The following is a 16651-nucleotide window of genomic DNA, read 5'->3' on the forward strand; positions in this document are numbered from 1 at the left end:
CGCGATGCAGGCGACGCGGTTTCAGGGGGACCGAGGTGCCTGCATCGCGGGCAAGCCTTGCTCCCACAGATAAGTCCCACACTTCATAAACGGTGTCCGGCTTGGGCTCTGTTTATCGGGCCATGTAGGACTCCCGAGCGAGGCTACGCTGCCTTGCGTCATTGCCTACAACTACGCCAGAATCCGCCGGCTTGTGCGCTTGGCACCCCATCGATAACTTGTTTCCCGTCACTGCCCATCAGTGATCGGGTCTGCAAGCCCGACGAAATACCAGGCGCATAGCCACAAGCCAATCGACACACCCGTGTCGCTCAATGGCGGCTGTGTGCGGGAGACCTTCGGGTCTGCCGGGTTCCTGGTTTCCCGGTCTTGCAGACCCGCGCATAGCTGCCACCCATCATCTGCAAGTGATGTCTGGCAGCGCCTCATAAATAACCAGGAGCTGCACAATGTTCAAGATCACCCCCAATCCCCCCCGAAGACGAATCCAAAAAACTCAACGAAGCCGCCGACCGCGCCCTCGCCTTTTACCTCGATCCAAAGCCTGAAAAACCCACTCCACCACCGGGCCAGTTGTTCACTGTCGCGCAAGACGCGGACCTGGAATGCCTGCTGGCCAACCTCAGCGAAACCCTCGCCTCGGTCAATGTCATGGCCAACGAACTGGCCTTTGATTTGGAAGGCGCGCAACGGAGTTTTGCCCTGGGGATCCAGCAGATGGTCGAGCTGAGTGAGTTGCTGGCGAACCGCGCCCTGGACATCGCTGCGCCGCGATAAGCGCTCCCCTCCCTTCAAGCCAAGTGACAAATGAAGGAGAGGGAAACTTATCCCCTGTGGGAGCAAGGCTTGCCCGCGATGAAGGCGACACGGTTTCAGGGGGACCGAGGTGCCTGCATCGCGGGCAAGCCTTGCTCCCACAAATAAATCCCCTCGCCACAATGATGTTCATCCAGCTAGGAAGGGTTAAACCGGCTTGGATTTGAGATTACGCGCATACCACGGCCGCTGCGGCACGCGGCGGAACAGTTCGGAGAGCTTTTTGTCATCGCTGCCGAAGGTGATGCGCAGGGCCAGTTTCATGGTTTCCGGGTCCATCTCCACCGAGCGCCCAACCTGCAGCCCCGGCGTGGTGCTGCAACCGTGGGTGTCCGGGCCCAGCCAGGGGTCGCCGATTTCGACCCAGCGGCCCGGGGCGTACCAGGGCACGCCGTTGACGTCGAGCCGGCTCACTTCGCCCGGGTGGAAACGTTCGTGGGCGCGGAACCAGTCTTCGAGGCGGTCGTCGATCCAGCCGTGGAACGCCCAGAACACCGGGCTCACGTGGGAGGAAAACGGATCACCGAGGAAGTCGTTTTCCGCGGCGTACCAGCGCGCGGCGAAGTCGTCCGGGTCACGGGCGAACGGCACCGGGTGACCGTTGGAAGGGTCACGCGGCACCGAGGCCCAGCGCATGTGCAGCCAGTCGTGCAGGCCCAACTCCACTTCCGAACCGAACTGGCCCAAGGTCAATTTCGACAGGTAGCGCGGGTCGCGGTAGCGCGATTCCCAGACCTGGAAATTGCTGTGGTAGGTCTCGGCGGTCTTGATGTCGCTGACCCACTGGGCGTACTGCTCGTCGCCATCGGCCAACCAGGTCGGCGGCAAGGCCGTGCCATCGTGGTTATCGAGGTAGCGGGCAAACCCAAGGCGATCGCGTTCCAGCTCCGGTTGCGGCAAGGGAAAGCGCGGCCACGACGGCAGCGGCTGGAACGAACGGGCCGTGCCGAGCATGTGCCGGTGCATGAAAAAGAAGTCCACGCCCGAGCCGTTGCGATCCTTGCGCGGGCCGCGGGCATCACGCTCCTGGTCCCGTGGGCCGGGCTGCCAACCGATGCCGCGCAGGGCATTGCGTTTGTCCTCGTCCAGGGTGTGCCATTTGTCCCGCGTGGCGTGCCAGAGCTGGTGGAACAGCCGATGCTCGGGCGACACCAGCCAGGCCAGCAACGGCGGGCTCAGCGGCGTGCGCTCCCGGGCCTCGGGGAAGCGTTGCTTGAGGGCGATGAAATGATTGTCCTGTTCAGGCAGTGCCATGGGGCGGTCCAGGCGCAACACACGACCGCTGAGGGTGGCGCTGCCGGCATTGCCGAAACCGGCCCAGACTTCGTCCAGGGTCATGATGAACTCGTAGTCCGGCGCGTCCTGGCGAGCACTCATCAGCCGCCAGCTCAGTTGCTTCGGGTCGGTGCCGGCCAGGTCGCCCAACACCCGATAACGCGGCTCATCGGTAGCGCGCAAGCCTTCGGCGCTGTCGAGGTAGCCCACCAGGCCACGGCCCCTTTGGCCGATATCGAGCAATAGTTGCAGACCGTCCTGGGGCAAGCCTTCGAGACCGGCGTCGCGGCCGGTGAAACGGATCGTCCAGATGCCCCGCAACGTATCGGCCCGGCGCTGGCCCTCTACGTCAGCCACGTCGAACGAGGCCTCGCCGGGGGTAATGGTCGGGTCCGGCCGGGTCAGTTCGCGATGCCCGTAATACACCGCAGGCACGGCGGCACCGGTCAGCGCCAGGCCTGCCATGAACCATCGTCGAGAAATCGTCATTGCCTTACCTGTGTCCAGCCCTGGAGCGGGCTTTATCCAAGCTAGAACGATGGGTGGGCTGACAAATTTATAGGCAGATGTGAGGGCCTCATCGCGAGCAAGCTTTGCTCCCACAGGGGATCTGAATACATTCGCAAGAGATGGGTTGGTTTCAAGCAAGCTTTGCTCCCACAGGTGGAGCCCATTGCAGTTGCACTGTGGGAGCAAAGCTTGCTCGCGATGGCGGCCTCGAGAACACCTAAATTTCCCCGCCGATCACTCGTTCTCCCCAGATAGCAAAGGCCCCCGCGCCTGTCCTTCCAAGGCGAACCTGACTGAGATCGGCAATGACAACACCTCGTTCGAAAAAGGCTCTTTTCATCGGCCTGCCCCTGGCCCTGGCGTTGGCCGTCGGTGCTGGCGTCGCGGCTTGGGATCACTGGTGGCGGGACAATCCCGGCTACCCGGTCAAAGTCATGAACGAAGCCAGGGAGCTGCACGAACGCCTGCTGTCCTTCGACAGCCACATCACCGTACCGCTGGATTTCGGCACCGCGGGCAATGAAGCCTACAAGGACGGCAGCGGCCAGTTCGACCTGGTGAAAGCCAACCGCGGGCAGTTGTCCGGCGCGGCCCTGACGGTGTTTGGCTGGCCGGAGTTGTGGAACGGCCCCAACGCGCCGCACAAGCCCACCGCCGGCTTCGTCGAGGAAGCGCGCAACCAGCAGGAAGTGCGCTACAAAATCATCACCGGCCTGGTCCGCGACTTCCCCAACCAGGTCGCCATCGCCTACACCCCGGATGATTTCCGCCGCCTGCACGGCGAAGGCAAGTTCGCGATCTTCATCAGCATGCTCAACGCCTATCCCCTCGGCCACGACCTGAGCCTGTTGGACCTGTGGACCGCGCGAGGCATGCGCATGTTCGGCTTCAGCTACATCGGCAACAACGACTGGGCCGACTCCTCCCGTCCGCTGCCGTTCTTCAACGACTCGCCCGACGCCCTCGGCGGCCTGTCGGACATCGGCAAGCAAGCGGTGACGCGCCTGAACGACCTAGGCGTGATCATCGACGTGTCGCAGATGTCGACCCAGGCCCTGGAACAAGTCGCGCAACTGAGCCGCACGCCGCTGGTGGCCTCCCATTCGGCGCCACGGGCGATGGTCGACATTCCACGCAACCTCAGCGACAAGGAAATGCAACTGATCAAGGCCAGCGGCGGCGTGGTGCAGGTCGTCGGTTTCTCTCAATACCTGCGGCCGCTGACGCAAAAGACCCAGGACAAGCTCAACGCCCTGCGCGAACGCTTCGACCTGCCGCCGCTGCCCAACCTGGCGATGGCGCTGATGCCCGGCGACCCGATCATCGCCGCCTGGCCGGAACAGAAATTCGGCGAATACGCCGGCCAGCTCTACGGCATCCTCGAAGAAGAGCCCAAGGCCAGCCTCAAGGACCTGGGCGATGCCATCGACTACACCGTGCGCAAGATCGGCATCGACCACGTCGGCATCAGCTCGGACTTCAACGAAGGCGGCGGTGTGGAAGGCTGGGAGAACGTCGGCGACATCCGCAACGTCACCGCCGAACTGCTGACCCGCGGCTACTCCGAAGCCGACATCGCCAAACTGTGGGGCGGCAATTTCCTGCGGGTCTGGGACCAGGTCCAGAAAGCCGCCCGCCCCGCCCTCGCCTCGACCCAGAAGGCCGTCCAGCCATGAACGAGCGTCGCACCTTCCTGAAGCAGGCCGGGATCCTCGCCGCCGGCCTGCCGCTCGCTGCCAGCCTGCCCGTCACGGCCAGCGCCGATCCACTGCCACCGCTGTCCAAGGACAAATGGGTACAGTTGCGCTCGCTGTTCAACCAGGACCCGGACTATCTGCACTTCTCCAATTTCCTGGTCACCACCCACCCGCGCCCGGTGCGCGAGGCCATCGACCGGCACCGCGCCGCCCTGGATAAAAACCCGGGGCTGTTGATGGACTGGGACCTGGGTGTCACCGAAGAACGCGAGGAAAACGTCCGCACCTGGGCCGGCCGTTACCTGCAAGCGAGCCCGAAGCAGATCGCCCTCACCGGCAGCACCACCGAAGGCCTGTCGATGATTTACGGCGGCGCCCATGTCGCGGCCGACCAGGAAATCCTCACCACCGTCCACGAACACTACGCCACCCACACCATTCTCGACCTGCGCACCCAACGGACGGAAACACGGGTGCGCAAGATCAAGCTGTTCGACAACGCCCACGACGCCAGCCATGAACAGATCCTCACGGCCATCGACCGCAACATCCGCCCCGAGACCCGGGTGCTGGGCATGACCTGGGTGCACTCGGGCAGCGGTGTGAAACTGCCGATCGACAAGATCGGCGCCCTGGTGGACAAGTACAACCAGGGCCGCAGCGATGAACAGCGGATCATTTATGTGGTGGACGGCGTGCACGGCTTCGGCGTCGAAGACCTCAGTTTCCCCGCCATGAATTGCGACTTTTTCATCGCCGGCACCCACAAGTGGATGTTCGGCCCACGCGGCACGGGCCTGGTGTGCAGCCGCAGCGAAGAGCTCAAGTACGTCACGCCAATCATCCCGACCTTCTCCGAAGCCACGGCGTTTTCCACCACCATGACCCCAGGTGGTTATCACGCTTTCGAGCATCGCTGGGCGGCGGACGAGGCGTTCAAGTTGCACCTGCAATTGGGCAAGGCCGAGGTGCAGGCGCGCATCCATGCCCTCAATAGCTATTTGAAAAAACAGCTGCTGGCACAGCCGCAGATCGAACTGGTCACCCCGCTGAGCCCAGACCTGTCCGCCGGTTTCACCTTCTTCCGGGTCAAGGACCGCGACAGCGACGAGGTCGCCGCTTACCTGATGAAGAACCGCGTAATCGCCGACGCCGTGCATCGCGATGCGGGGCCGGTGGTCCGCACCGCGCCGGGGCTGCTCAACACCGAAGCCGAGATCGATCGCTTCATGGGCTTGCTGGGCAAGACACTCTGAACCTGACTTATCGAGAGAGATGGATGAACAGTTTTTTGTTGAAGCTATTCCCGGCACTGGCCGTCGCCGCCCTGCTGCCCTCCGGCGCCCAGGCGTCTCAAGCGGGCCAGGTCTTTCGCGACTGCAAGGACTGCCCGGAAATGGTCGTGCTGCCCACCGGCACCTTCCAGATGGGCACCCCGGAAGACGAAGTAGGCCGCGAGCCCGACGAAGGCCCGATGCACCCGGTGACGTTCGCCAAACCGCTGGCGATCAGTCGCTTCCAGGTGCTCAAGGGCGAATGGTTCGCCTACCTGCGCGATACCGGCTACACAATGCCCGACGGCGATGAGCGCCCCGGCCGGGCCTGCAAGGCCGGCATCCCCGACTACCAGGGCAGCGACCCACGCAAGCAATACACCGACCGGCACCCGGCGGTGTGCATGGACTTCGCCGAGGCCAATGCCTACGTCGCGTGGTTGTCGAAAAAAACCGGCAAGCAATACCGATTGGTCAGCGAATCCCTGCGCGAGTACGCAGCACGCGGCGGCAGCACCGGGCCGTTCCCCTTCCCGTTCGACGAGGGCAAGGAATACAGCATCGCCCAGCACGCCAACACCTACGGCGCGGCCGACGGCTACAACTTCACCGCCCCGGCCGGCAGCTTCGCACCCAACGCCTTCGGCGTGTATGACATGCACGGCAACATCTACGAATGGACCGCCGATTGCTACAACGAAAACTACGTGGGCGCCCCGAGCGACGGCAGCGCCTGGCTGACCGGCAAGTGCGAATTCAAACGCATCCGCGGCAACGACTGGGGCGAGGCGCCAGTGTTCTCCCGCTCCGGCAACCGCAACGCACTGGTGCCAGGCGACCGCGGCGACTGGATCGGTTTTCGGGTGGCGCGGGATATGTAGGCGCCCCCTGTGAGAGCAAAGCTTGCTCGCGAAGAGGCCGGCACATCCACCCTCTTCATCGACTGTAACCCCGCCTTCGCGAGCAAGCCCGCTCCCACATTGGATCTTCAGCAGCCACAAACTCCGTGTACACCCGGAGTCCTTCTGTGCGAGCTTGCTCGCGATGAGGCCGGCACATCCAATATCTTCATCGACTGTAACCCCGCCTTCGCGAGCAAGCCCGCTCCCACATTGGATCTTCAGCAGCCACAAACTCCGTGTACACCCGGAGTCCTTCTGTGCGAGCTTGCTCGCGATGAGGCCGGCACATCCAACATCTTCATCGACTGTAACCGCGCCTTCGCGAGCAGGCTCGCTCCCACATTGGATCTCCAGCAGCCACAATATCCGTGTGCACCCGGAGTCCTTCTGTGGGAGCGAGCTTGCTCGCGATGAGGCCAGCACATCCAACATCGTCGTTGACTGTAACCCCGCCTTCGCGAGCAAGCCCGCTCCCACATTGGATCTTCAGCAGCCACAATATCCGTGTGCACCCGGAGTCCTTCTGTGGGAGCGAGCTTGCTCGCGAAGAGGCCGGCCATCCACCCTCTTCATCGACTGTAACCCCGCCTTCGCGAGCAAGCCCGCTCCCACATTGGATCTTCAGCAGCCACAAACTCCGTGTACACCCGGAGTCCTTCTGTGCGAGCTTGCTCGCGATGAGGCCGGCACATCCAACATCTTCATCGACTGTAACTCCGCCTTCGCGAGCAAGCCCGCTCCCACATTGGATCTCCAGCAGCCACAAACTCCATGTGCACCCGGAGTCCTTCTGTGGGAGCGAGCTTGCTCGCGATGAGGCCAGCACATCCAACATCGTCGTTGACTGTAACCGCGCCTTCGCGAGCAGGCTCGCTCCCACATTGGATCTCCAGCAGCCACAATATCCGTGTGCACCCGGAGTCCTTCTGTGGTGGAGCTTGCTCGCGAAGAGGCAGGCACATCCACCCTCTTCATTGACTGTAACGCCGCCTTCGCGAGCAAGCCCGCTCCCACAGAAAAAACGCGATACCACTAAGAACCAGGTCGGCTATCAGGCCGCCTCGTTTCGGACGTTGATCTCGGGCGCCCCGTTAACCACGATGGCCGAATGCAGGCATTGCGCAGTGGGCATCCCGGCATGGATGCCGGGATAGCCGCGCTGGGCCATGGATGGCCCTTCGCGGCGGCCCACGGAGCAATGCCGGAGTGAGGGCATGCCGAGCCTAAGCGAGGCACCAAGTGGTGGGGCAGAAGCGCTTTGGTTACTTTCGCGCTTTTCGAAAGTGACTCGCCGTAAGGGCGAAACCATAAGCCGCCGTTACCGCAGCAACGGATATACACACCCCCCCATCCCAAAAAAACCCAAAAAAAACGGCGCGTCCCATTTCTGAAGAAGCACCGTTTTTGAGTGACCAACACTACCCACAAGGCGGGTCTCTTTCATTCCCGCAAGAATCAGAACTCCGGGGTGTACTTCACCGAGAACATCAGGTTCCGCGGATCACCGAAGTTATTGTTGCCATCGAGCTGGTTGTAAGCGGACGTTATGTACGTCTTGTCAAACAGGTTGTTGGCATTGAGCGCCAAAGCAATTTCCGGCGTCAGCTGGTAGCCAATACGAGCATTCCACACGGTATAACCCGGTATGTCGGTCTTTTCTTGGTAAACCAGTGTGTGGCTTTGGGTGGTAAAGCCCAGGCCAGCGCTGACGCGGCTCCAATCGCCGGTCAGTTGGTAGTTACCCCACACCCGCAGCATGTGTTTCGGCGTCCAGCTACTGAAGACAACACCTTCCTTCCCCGGCTCCTCCAGGTACTTGGTGGTGTTGTAGGTGTAGCCCGCGAACAACTGCAGATTGTCTACCACTTCACCACTGATTTCGGCATCGAAACCCTGGCTGCGCACTTTCCCCGAGGCAGCCGAGCAATACCCGCCCTCACATACCATCCCTCCGGCGGTGTCTTCGATAGCACGGTTCTCGTGATCGTAACGGAAGATGGCCAGGGAGGTATTGACCCGACCGTCCATCAGCTCACCCTTGAGGCCGACTTCGTAGTTGGTGCCAACGATGGGCTTGAGCACCGAACCGCTGGTATCGACCTCGGTCTGGGGCTGGAACACATCAGTGTAGCTGGCGTACACCGCCCACTCACGGCTCAGGTCATAGATGATACCGCCGTAGGGCGTGACCACTCCGGTTTCAGTTCCGGTGCTTGCCGTGTATGGGGTAATACCGGCTGAGTCTTCGGTTCTCGATTTGTAGCTGAAGTCATACCAGCTGACCCGGGAACCCAGCACCAGCGTCAGATCATCGATAGGCTTCACGCGCCAGGTGCCATACACACCCTTCTGGCGGATATCGTATTTGCTGAGGGTGCCCCGCCCGCCCGCAGCGATCAGACTCTCGTAGCTGATGTCCGGCCGGTCATTGTTCAGGTCGAAGATGGAGTCGCTGGTGGGGTTGAATGTACGGGCGAATTTATCATCCGTCTCCAACTGCGAGAAGTTGCCGCCGAGCATGACTTCCTGCTCCATCGACAAGGCTTCGAACTTGCCGGTCAGGTTCATGTCCAGACCGGACTTCGTGGACTGGAAATCAGTCACGAAGTCGGCATATTGCACGCCACTGCCATCAGGGTTGAGACCGCCAAGCCTTTGCACTCGCTGGTTTTTCGCCTGGTTGTCTTCGGTCATGTACACGGCACCCACCTTGAACGCCCAGTCCTCGTTGAACCGATGCTCCAGGTCGGTGTAGTAGGTAGTGACCTCGATTTCCGAACGGTTCCAACGCGCGCCCGTATAGGTCGAACGCGACACGTCCGGCATCGAACCGTTGGCGTAGCGTGGCAGGCCACGGATGTTGCCGCGCGATTCGCCATTCGATTGGCTGACCGCGAAGCCCAGGGTGGTGTCTTCGCTCAGATCGACGTCCAACGCACCGTACAGCGAGTGGGTCTTGTTCCACGCATAGTCGACAAACGAGTTGCTCTGGTCTTCATCGATGACGACGCGGCCGCGGATGTTGCCGGCCTGGTTCAGTGGGCCGCCAGCGTCCAATTGCAGACCGTAGTGATCCCAGGAACCGGCCTTGCCGGTCAGGGTAACGGTCGGTGCATGCTGGCCACGCTTGCGCACCAGGTTGACGGCACCACCGGGGCTGCCAGTGCCTTGCAGCAGGCCGGCCGCGCCGCGCATGATTTCCAGGCGGTCGAAGAAGATCAGGTCCTGGGTCGCCCAGTTGCCCAGCGAATAGTTGTTACGCAGGATCGGCACACCATCGTATTGCCAATCGTCGATCTGGAAACCGCGTGACGACAGGATCATGCCTTGGCCGACGCCCTGCAGACCGACGATGCCGGTGGTCTGGTTGACGGCGTCCTTGAGGCTGACCAGGTTCTGGTCATCCATCTGCTTGCGCGTCATCACGGTGATCGACTGGGGAATTTCCTTGAGGGTGTGAGTCCCCTTGCCAATGGTCACGGCGTTGCTGGTGTATGAGTTGCTGCCTTCGGTGGTCGCGTCCACCGACGCGGCACTGATGGTGGTCGCACCCAGCTCAAGGCCTCCCGTGGCAGGGCCGCGCATCAGCATCAGGGTATTGCCCTCGAGGCTGTAGCGCACGCCAGTGCCCTTGAGCAATTCGGCGATGGCCGCCTGCGGGCTCATTGTGCCGCTGACGCGGGTGCTTTTCAGCCCGGCCACGTCGCCAGCGTTGTAGATCACTTGCTGGTTAGTCTGCTGACCGAACGCTTGCAGTGCCTGCGGCAGCGGTTGCGCAGGAATGTTGATGCTGACGTCTTCTGCCATCACCTGAGCGCTGAGGGGCAGTACGCAGACCAACCCCAGACCGGCCAACACCCGCCGCGAGCGCAGGCCGCGGGACATGACGAGTGCCTTGAACAGAGGTTTCAACTCATGAATGGATGACATCGTGCTCTCTATTATTGGTCGAAGTAAAAGTCCATGGGGCCTAAGGGCCCGCCGCTCGCCAGCACCTGTGAACCCGAACGGTCGATTGCCTCAGGGCAATGTGTCAGTGCGTGGCCGACCCGATTTGCCCACATACCTAAGTAAGACGCAGCGTCTGCCAAAACCGGAATGACTTTACTTATCATTCGCGAAAAAGATAAAAAAAGGCCGGCTCTGTTAGGCGCCGGCCTTTTTAATCCTGGATTCCATGAACACAGCCAATACCAGGGTTGCGAACACAACGGTGGCGAGGGAGCTTGCTCCCGCTGGGCCGGTCCGACGCTTCGGGCGAAGCGGCCCCAAGATTTTGCGGTCGCTGCGCAACCGAGCGGGAGCAAGCTCCCCCGCCACAATAATGTGTGTCAGGCAGCTCCTCGCTAAATCCCCTTCCCATCCAATCGTTCTACAGGTGGGCGCGCTCCAACCCGGCGTGCCGCCGTCCTCCAGCCCATGCGGTGAATGCCCCGCGATGGCGTTCGCCCTTTTCATCTAGCAGGAAACCTCCATGAGCCAACCAAAACGCGGGGTGATCAATGAATTGTTCACCCTGCTCAAACCCTTCCGGCTGATTGTCATCGGCGCCATCCTGCTGGGCATGGTCGGTGGCCTCAGCGTGACCGTGCTGCTGGCGACCATCAACAAGGTGCTGCATGCCGAAAGCGGGCTGAGCCACACCGTGGTGGGGGTGTTCGCCGGGTTGTGCCTGCTGGCTCTGGTCAGTTCCATCTGTTCCGACATCGGCACCAACTACGTCGGCCAGAAGATCATCGCCAAGCTGCGCAAGGAGCTGGGGGAAAAAGTCCTGTCGGCGCCCATCCAGCAGATCGAACGCTACCGCAGCCATCGCCTGATCCCGGTGCTGACCCACGACGTCGACACCATCAGCGACTTCGCCTTCGCCTTCGCCCCGCTCGCCATTTCTCTGACCGTCACCCTCGGTTGCATGGGTTACCTGGCGATGCTGTCGTGGCCGATGTTCCTGATGATGGTCGTGGCAATCATCATCGGCACCGTGGTGCAGTACATCGCCCGCGGTCGTGGGATCAAGGGCTTCATGGAGGCTCGCGATTCCGAGGACGAATTGCAGAAGCACTACAACGCCATCGCCGAAGGCGCCAAGGAGCTGCGCATCCATCGCCCCCGTCGGCACCGCATGTTCGTCTCGGGCATCGAGCACACCGCCAACAAGATCTGCGACACGCAGATCCGCTCGGTGAACATTTTCGTGATCGCCAAGACCTTCGGCTCGATGCTGTTCTTCGTGGTGATCGGCCTGGCCCTGGCCCTGCAGTCGCTGTGGCCGAGCGCCGACAAAGCGGTGATGAGCGGTTTCGTGCTGGTGTTGCTGTACATGAAAGGCCCGCTGGAACACCTGATCGGCACCCTGCCCATCGTCAGTCGTGCGCAGATCGCCTTCCGTCGCATCGCCGAATTGTCGGAACAGTTTTCATCCCCGGAACCGCACTTGCTACTCAACGACCAGGGCCAGCCGAAAACGCCGGTGCAGACGCTGGAACTGAGCAATGTGGCCTACAGCTTCCCGGCGGTGGAAGGCGCCACGCCGTTCCGCCTGGGGCCGGTGAACCTGAAGATCAACCAGGGCGACATCGTCTTCATCGTCGGTGAAAACGGCTGTGGCAAGACCACGCTGATCAAGCTGCTGTTGGGCCTCTACGCGCCGCAGCAAGGGGAAATCCGTCTCAACGACCACGCCGTGACGGCCGTGACCCGCGATGACTATCGCCAGTTGTTCACGACGATTTTTGCCGACTACTACCTGTTCGACGACATCGTCCAGGGCGACACCCATATCCCGGACGACGCCAACCAATACCTGCAACGCCTGGAGATCGCCCACAAGGTCAGCGTGCGCGACGGCGCCTTCACCACCACCGACCTGTCCACCGGCCAGCGCAAGCGCCTGGCGCTGGTCAATGCATGGCTGGAAGAGCGTCCGGTGCTGGTCTTCGACGAATGGGCCGCCGACCAGGACCCGACCTTCCGGCGGATTTTCTACACGGAGTTGCTGCCGGATCTCAAGCGCCTGGGCAAGACCATCATCGTGATTTCCCACGACGATCGTTACTTCGACGTGGCCGACCAATTGGTGCGCATGGAAGCCGGCCGCGTCATCACCGAACTGCAACCCGCGTAAATAATCACGATTCTCATTCTGGTTTTTCTGGGGTGGTGCGTCCTAATTAAGAATTGATCACAACTACACCCTATTAAAACTAAAACCTGCAAGAGTGAAACACATGCCAGCAACTCCGGGGATTCCACGTTTTACCAAGGCACTGATCATGCGCCGCCTGTTGCAACCAGGCTTCAGCGCCACCGCGTTCAGCCTGGCACTGGCCATGCCGTTCAGCGCGCAGGTCCAGGCACAGGAAGTCGATCTGAACATTGCGGCGCAGTCGCTGGCGAGTGCCCTGCAGGCGTTGAGCAATCAAACGAACATGCAAGTGCTCTACAGCGCCGATGATGTCCAGGGCCTGCGCAGCCAGCCGGTCAGTGGCCGGTTGTCGCCGGCGCAAGCGTTGTCGCAGATGCTGGTGGGGACCGGCGTCATGTTCACTATCCAGGGCAACACGGCCAGCGTGCGCGCCAGGACGGCGGGCGATTCGCTGGAACTGGGCGCCACCACCATCACCGGTAAATCTGCGGAATCGGCCTACGGCCCGGTGGACGGCTACGTCGCCACCCGCAGCGCCACCGGCACCAAGACCGACACACCGATCCTGGAGATCCCGCAGACCATCAACGTGGTCACCGCCGACCAGATCGCCGTCCAGGGCGCACGCAACCTGACCCAGGCCTTGCGCTACACGCCGGGCCTGGACACCAGCGGCTTCACCGACCGCAACACCATCGCCGATGAAATCACCAGCCGCGGGTTCGCGCCGACACAGCTGTACCTCGACGGTGCCTACCTGCCCTATGCCGGCAGCCTGGGCGGCGCGCCGCAAATCGATCCGTATACCCTGGAGCGCATCGAAGTGCTCAAAGGCCCCTCATCGGTGCTGTACGGACAGAACCAGCCCGGCGGCTTGATCAACATGGTCTCCAAGCGACCGACCACTGAACAGCGCAGCCAGATCAAACTGGGCGCGGGCAGCTACGACCGGGTCAACGGCGCGTTCGACACCAGCGGCCCAATCGACGATCAAAAGGAATTCAGCTACCGCGTCATCGGCGTGGCGAAAAAAGGCAACCAACAAGTCGATCACACCCACAGCGAACGCATGCTGCTGGCGCCAAGCCTGACCTGGGCACCCAACGAAGACACTTCGTTGACGGTGCTGGCGCAGATCCAGCGCGATGACGGCCTGGAGGACTATCAAGCCCTGCCGATGATCGGCTCCCTGAAGCGCGGCCCCAACGGCCAGCGGATCGACCGGGACTTTTTTTCCGGCGACACGCGGTGGAACGACTACAAGCGTGAGCAGTTCGTTCTCGGCTACGACTTCAGCCACAACCTCACCGATGACCTGACGTTCCGCTCCACGGCTCGTTACACCGATGTGCGTGACCAGTATCGGGGCTTCTACCTGCGTGGTTTCGTTGGGAATGACCAGACCCAGGCCACTCGCAACAAACTCGACTGGCAGCAGCACAACACCGCCTACACCGTCGATAACAACCTGGAATACAAATTCAACACCGGCGCCCTCGAGCACACCACCCTGGCGGGCGTGGACTATCGCCACTTCAACCGTAAATACAAGGGCTACAACATCACAGGTGCGCCAATCGACCTGTACGGCAATAACAACAACTACGACACCAGCGACGTGACCCCGACGCTGGACACCCAATGGGACAACACCGTTCGCCAGACCGGCGTCTACCTGCAAGACCAGATCAAGCTGGACAAGTGGATCCTGACCGTGGGTGGCCGCCAGGACTGGGCCGAAGTGGACAACAAGGACCTGCTGGCAGGTACTGTTTCCTCACTGCGTGACAACAAGTTCACCGGCCGGATCGGCCTGACCTATGTCACCGATTTCGGCCTGGCGCCCTACATCAGCTACTCGGAATCCTTCCTGCCGACCACGGGCACGGACGCTAACAGCAATGTCTTCAAGCCGACCGAGGGTGAGCAATACGAAGTGGGCGTGAAGTACCAGCCGTTCGACAAAACCCTGATCACTGCCTCGGTGTTTCAGATCGAACAGAAGAACGTGAAGACTCAGGATTTGGACAACCCTGGGTACGAGTCTCAGACAGGTGAGATCCGCTCCCGCGGCGTTGAGCTGGAGGTCAAATCCGCGATCAACAATATTGATGTGATGGCTGCCGCGACCTACCTCGATTCGTTCTATACCAAAGATCAGTGGGGCTACCAGGACAACCGCAGCGAACAACAGGCTCCTGTCTCCGCCACCTTATGGGTTGACTACCACTTCATCCAAGCATCGCTCAATGGTCTGACCTTTGGCGCGGGGGTCCGCTATACCGGGCGTAAACCTGGCGACGCGGACAACTCGTTCGACGTCCCAGCCTACACCGTGTTCGACACCACCATCAGCTATGACATGGGCAAGGCCACCTCGAGCCTGCGTGGCGTCACCACCAGCCTGAACGTGCAGAACGTCTTCGACCGCGAATACGTGTCCAACTGCAACTACTCGTTCGGCTGCTACTACGGCCAGGAACGCGTGGCCTCGCTGGACGTGACCTACGACTTCTAAGCAACACCGCACACAAAAAAACCGGGCCTGGCCCGGTTTTTTTGTGCCTACCAATACGGTACATGGGCAATACCCTGTGGGAGCGAGCCTGCTCGCGATGCGGTGTTTCAGTCACTTCAGATGCCGGCTGCCCCACCGCTTTCGCGAGCAGGCTCGCTCCCACAAGGGATTTGTGGCGTATGCAAATCCTCAGACCACCCAAACACAACTGTGGGAGCGGGCTTGCTCGCGAAGACGACAGCACAGTCAACATCGATGTCGTTTGACCCACCGCTTTCGCGAGCAAGCCCGCTCCCACAGGGGGGCTGTGGCGTGACCCCACAGGGAATGGTGGGCCCTCAGGCGGTCAGTGCAATCCGCAGCGCCTGGCTCAACTGCCCATACACCTCGTCAATCTCCGGCACCACGCTCTGCAAGCGCAGGTAGTCGTGGATCAGGCCGGTGTATTCGATCAGTTCCACGCTCACCCCCTGCGCCTGCAAACGCCGGGCGTAGGCGCGACCTTCGTCGAGCAGCGGGTCATGGCCGGCCAGGGCGATCAGGGCCGGGGCCAGGCCTGGGCAACCGGGCGCCAGCAAGGGCGAGAAACGCCAGTCCAGGCGATCGGTGGGCTCATTGGCGTAGTGCCGGTAGAACCACTCGAGGGTTTCGCTCCCCAGCAGATAACCTTCGCCGAACAACTCGGTGGACGGGCTGCTGGCGGACGCATCGGTCACCGGGTAGCAGAGCAATTGAAAGCACGGCTTGACCGCCAGCAAGGCGGGTTCCAAGGCCGATTGCAGCGCCAGCACCGTCGCCAGGGTCGCGCCGACGCTGTCGCCGCCGAACGCCACGCGGCTCAGGTCCAGGCCTTCGGCGCCTGCCTTTCGGGCCAGCCAGTCGAGGGCGTCGGCGCCGTCGTTCAGCGGGGTCGGGAAGGTGTGTTCCGGGGCCAGGCGATAGCCCACCGACAACACCGCGCAGGGTGTCCGGGCACAGAATTCGCGGCAGACGCCGTCGTGGGAGTCCAGGCTGCCGACCACATAACCACCGCCGTGAAAGTACACCAGCACCGGCAGCGCCTGGGTCGAAGCCGTGGCGGGACGGTACAGCCGCAGCGCCAGCGTCGCGCCGTCACGGGTCGTGAATGAGTGCGCGGCGCACTGCACATCCGCCGGAGCGTTCCAGCGCAATTGTACCGTGGTGCGCTCGAACGCCTCACGGGCCTGGGCCGGCGTCGACAGGTAAAACGGCCCGGGACCCTCGGCCTGGCTTTCTTCGGCCAGGTCGAGGAAGGCATTGAGTTCCGGATGCAGGGACATCGCAGGGGTTCCTTATGAAAATCTCGGACGAAAGAACAATCGATGGAATCTGTGAAATGACACAGAACCCTGTGGGAGCGAGCTTGCTCGCGATAGCGTTGGTCCAGCCAACATCGAGTTGACTGATGCACCGCCATCGCGAGCAAGCTCGCTCCCACATGGGAATGGTGATGGGGCATGGCATGTGTAACTCCCACAGCCCCACCCCAAGGT

General features: G+C 61.8%; 10 protein-coding genes. 6 read left to right on the plus strand and 4 right to left on the minus strand.

Features of this window, described 5'->3' with window-relative positions:
• Positions 1-573: 573 nt before the first annotated feature.
• On the plus strand, positions 574-777 hold the full coding sequence (locus AD662_RS30195) for a DUF6124 family protein (RefSeq protein WP_408003942.1): 204 nt from the start codon (positions 574-576) through the stop codon (positions 775-777).
• A gap of 186 nt (positions 778-963) precedes the next feature.
• On the opposite strand, the gene pvdP is transcribed toward AD662_RS30195, so the two are convergent.
• The gene (pvdP, locus tag AD662_RS19565) at positions 964-2580 is read right to left on the minus strand and encodes a pyoverdine maturation tyrosinase PvdP (RefSeq protein ID WP_074849746.1); all 1617 of its coding nucleotides are present in this window, start codon (positions 2578-2580) and stop codon (positions 964-966) included.
• A 326-nt stretch (positions 2581-2906) separates the two neighbouring features.
• Here pvdP and pvdM point away from each other — a divergent pair, with 326 nt between their 5' ends.
• Genes pvdM through pvdO form a run of 3 tightly spaced genes read left to right on the plus strand, consistent with a single transcriptional unit; the run spans position 2907 to position 6453 of the window.
• Positions 2907-4277 carry a pyoverdine-tailoring dipeptidase-like protein PvdM gene (pvdM, locus tag AD662_RS19570; protein WP_053189519.1) on the plus strand — a complete coding sequence of 457 codons (1371 nt, stop codon included), beginning with the start codon at positions 2907-2909 and terminating at the stop codon, positions 4275-4277.
• The gene (gene pvdN / locus AD662_RS19575; protein WP_053189521.1) at positions 4274-5554 is read left to right on the plus strand and encodes a pyoverdine-tailoring periplasmic protein PvdN; all 1281 of its coding nucleotides are present in this window, start codon (positions 4274-4276) and stop codon (positions 5552-5554) included. The genes pvdM and pvdN overlap by 4 nt, the downstream gene beginning before the upstream one ends.
• Positions 5555-5577: 23 nt before the next feature.
• Positions 5578-6453 carry a dihydropyoverdine dehydrogenase gene (gene pvdO, locus AD662_RS19580; RefSeq protein ID WP_018613070.1) on the plus strand — a complete coding sequence of 292 codons (876 nt, stop codon included), beginning with the start codon at positions 5578-5580 and terminating at the stop codon, positions 6451-6453.
• A 1072-nt stretch (positions 6454-7525) separates the two neighbouring features.
• Here pvdO and AD662_RS29365 read toward each other — a convergent pair.
• Both AD662_RS29365 and AD662_RS19590 read right to left on the minus strand, forming a co-directional pair.
• Entirely contained in the window at positions 7526-7690 is a 165-nt protein-coding gene (locus AD662_RS29365; RefSeq protein ID WP_156334923.1) for a hypothetical protein, read from the minus strand.
• Positions 7691-7929: 239 nt separating this feature from the next.
• Complete coding sequence (locus AD662_RS19590) at positions 7930-10404, minus strand: TonB-dependent siderophore receptor (RefSeq protein WP_053189525.1); 2475 nt, start codon at positions 10402-10404, stop codon at positions 7930-7932.
• A gap of 544 nt (positions 10405-10948) precedes the next feature.
• On the opposite strand from AD662_RS19590, the gene AD662_RS19600 reads away from it, so the two are divergent.
• Positions 10949-12598, plus strand: a complete 1650-nt coding sequence (locus AD662_RS19600) for a cyclic peptide export ABC transporter (RefSeq protein ID WP_018613079.1) — start codon at positions 10949-10951, stop codon at positions 12596-12598.
• A 103-nt stretch (positions 12599-12701) separates the two neighbouring features.
• Positions 12702-15137 carry a TonB-dependent siderophore receptor gene (locus tag AD662_RS19605; RefSeq protein ID WP_053189530.1) on the plus strand — a complete coding sequence of 812 codons (2436 nt, stop codon included), beginning with the start codon at positions 12702-12704 and terminating at the stop codon, positions 15135-15137.
• Positions 15138-15475: 338 nt separating this feature from the next.
• Here AD662_RS19605 and AD662_RS19610 read toward each other — a convergent pair whose 3' ends face one another.
• Entirely contained in the window at positions 15476-16438 is a 963-nt protein-coding gene (locus tag AD662_RS19610; RefSeq protein ID WP_053189532.1) for an alpha/beta hydrolase, read from the minus strand.
• Positions 16439-16651 lie beyond the last annotated feature (213 nt).

The organism is Pseudomonas kilonensis, from assembly GCF_001269885.1.
Taxonomy (GTDB): Bacteria; Pseudomonadota; Gammaproteobacteria; order Pseudomonadales; family Pseudomonadaceae; genus Aquipseudomonas; species Aquipseudomonas kilonensis.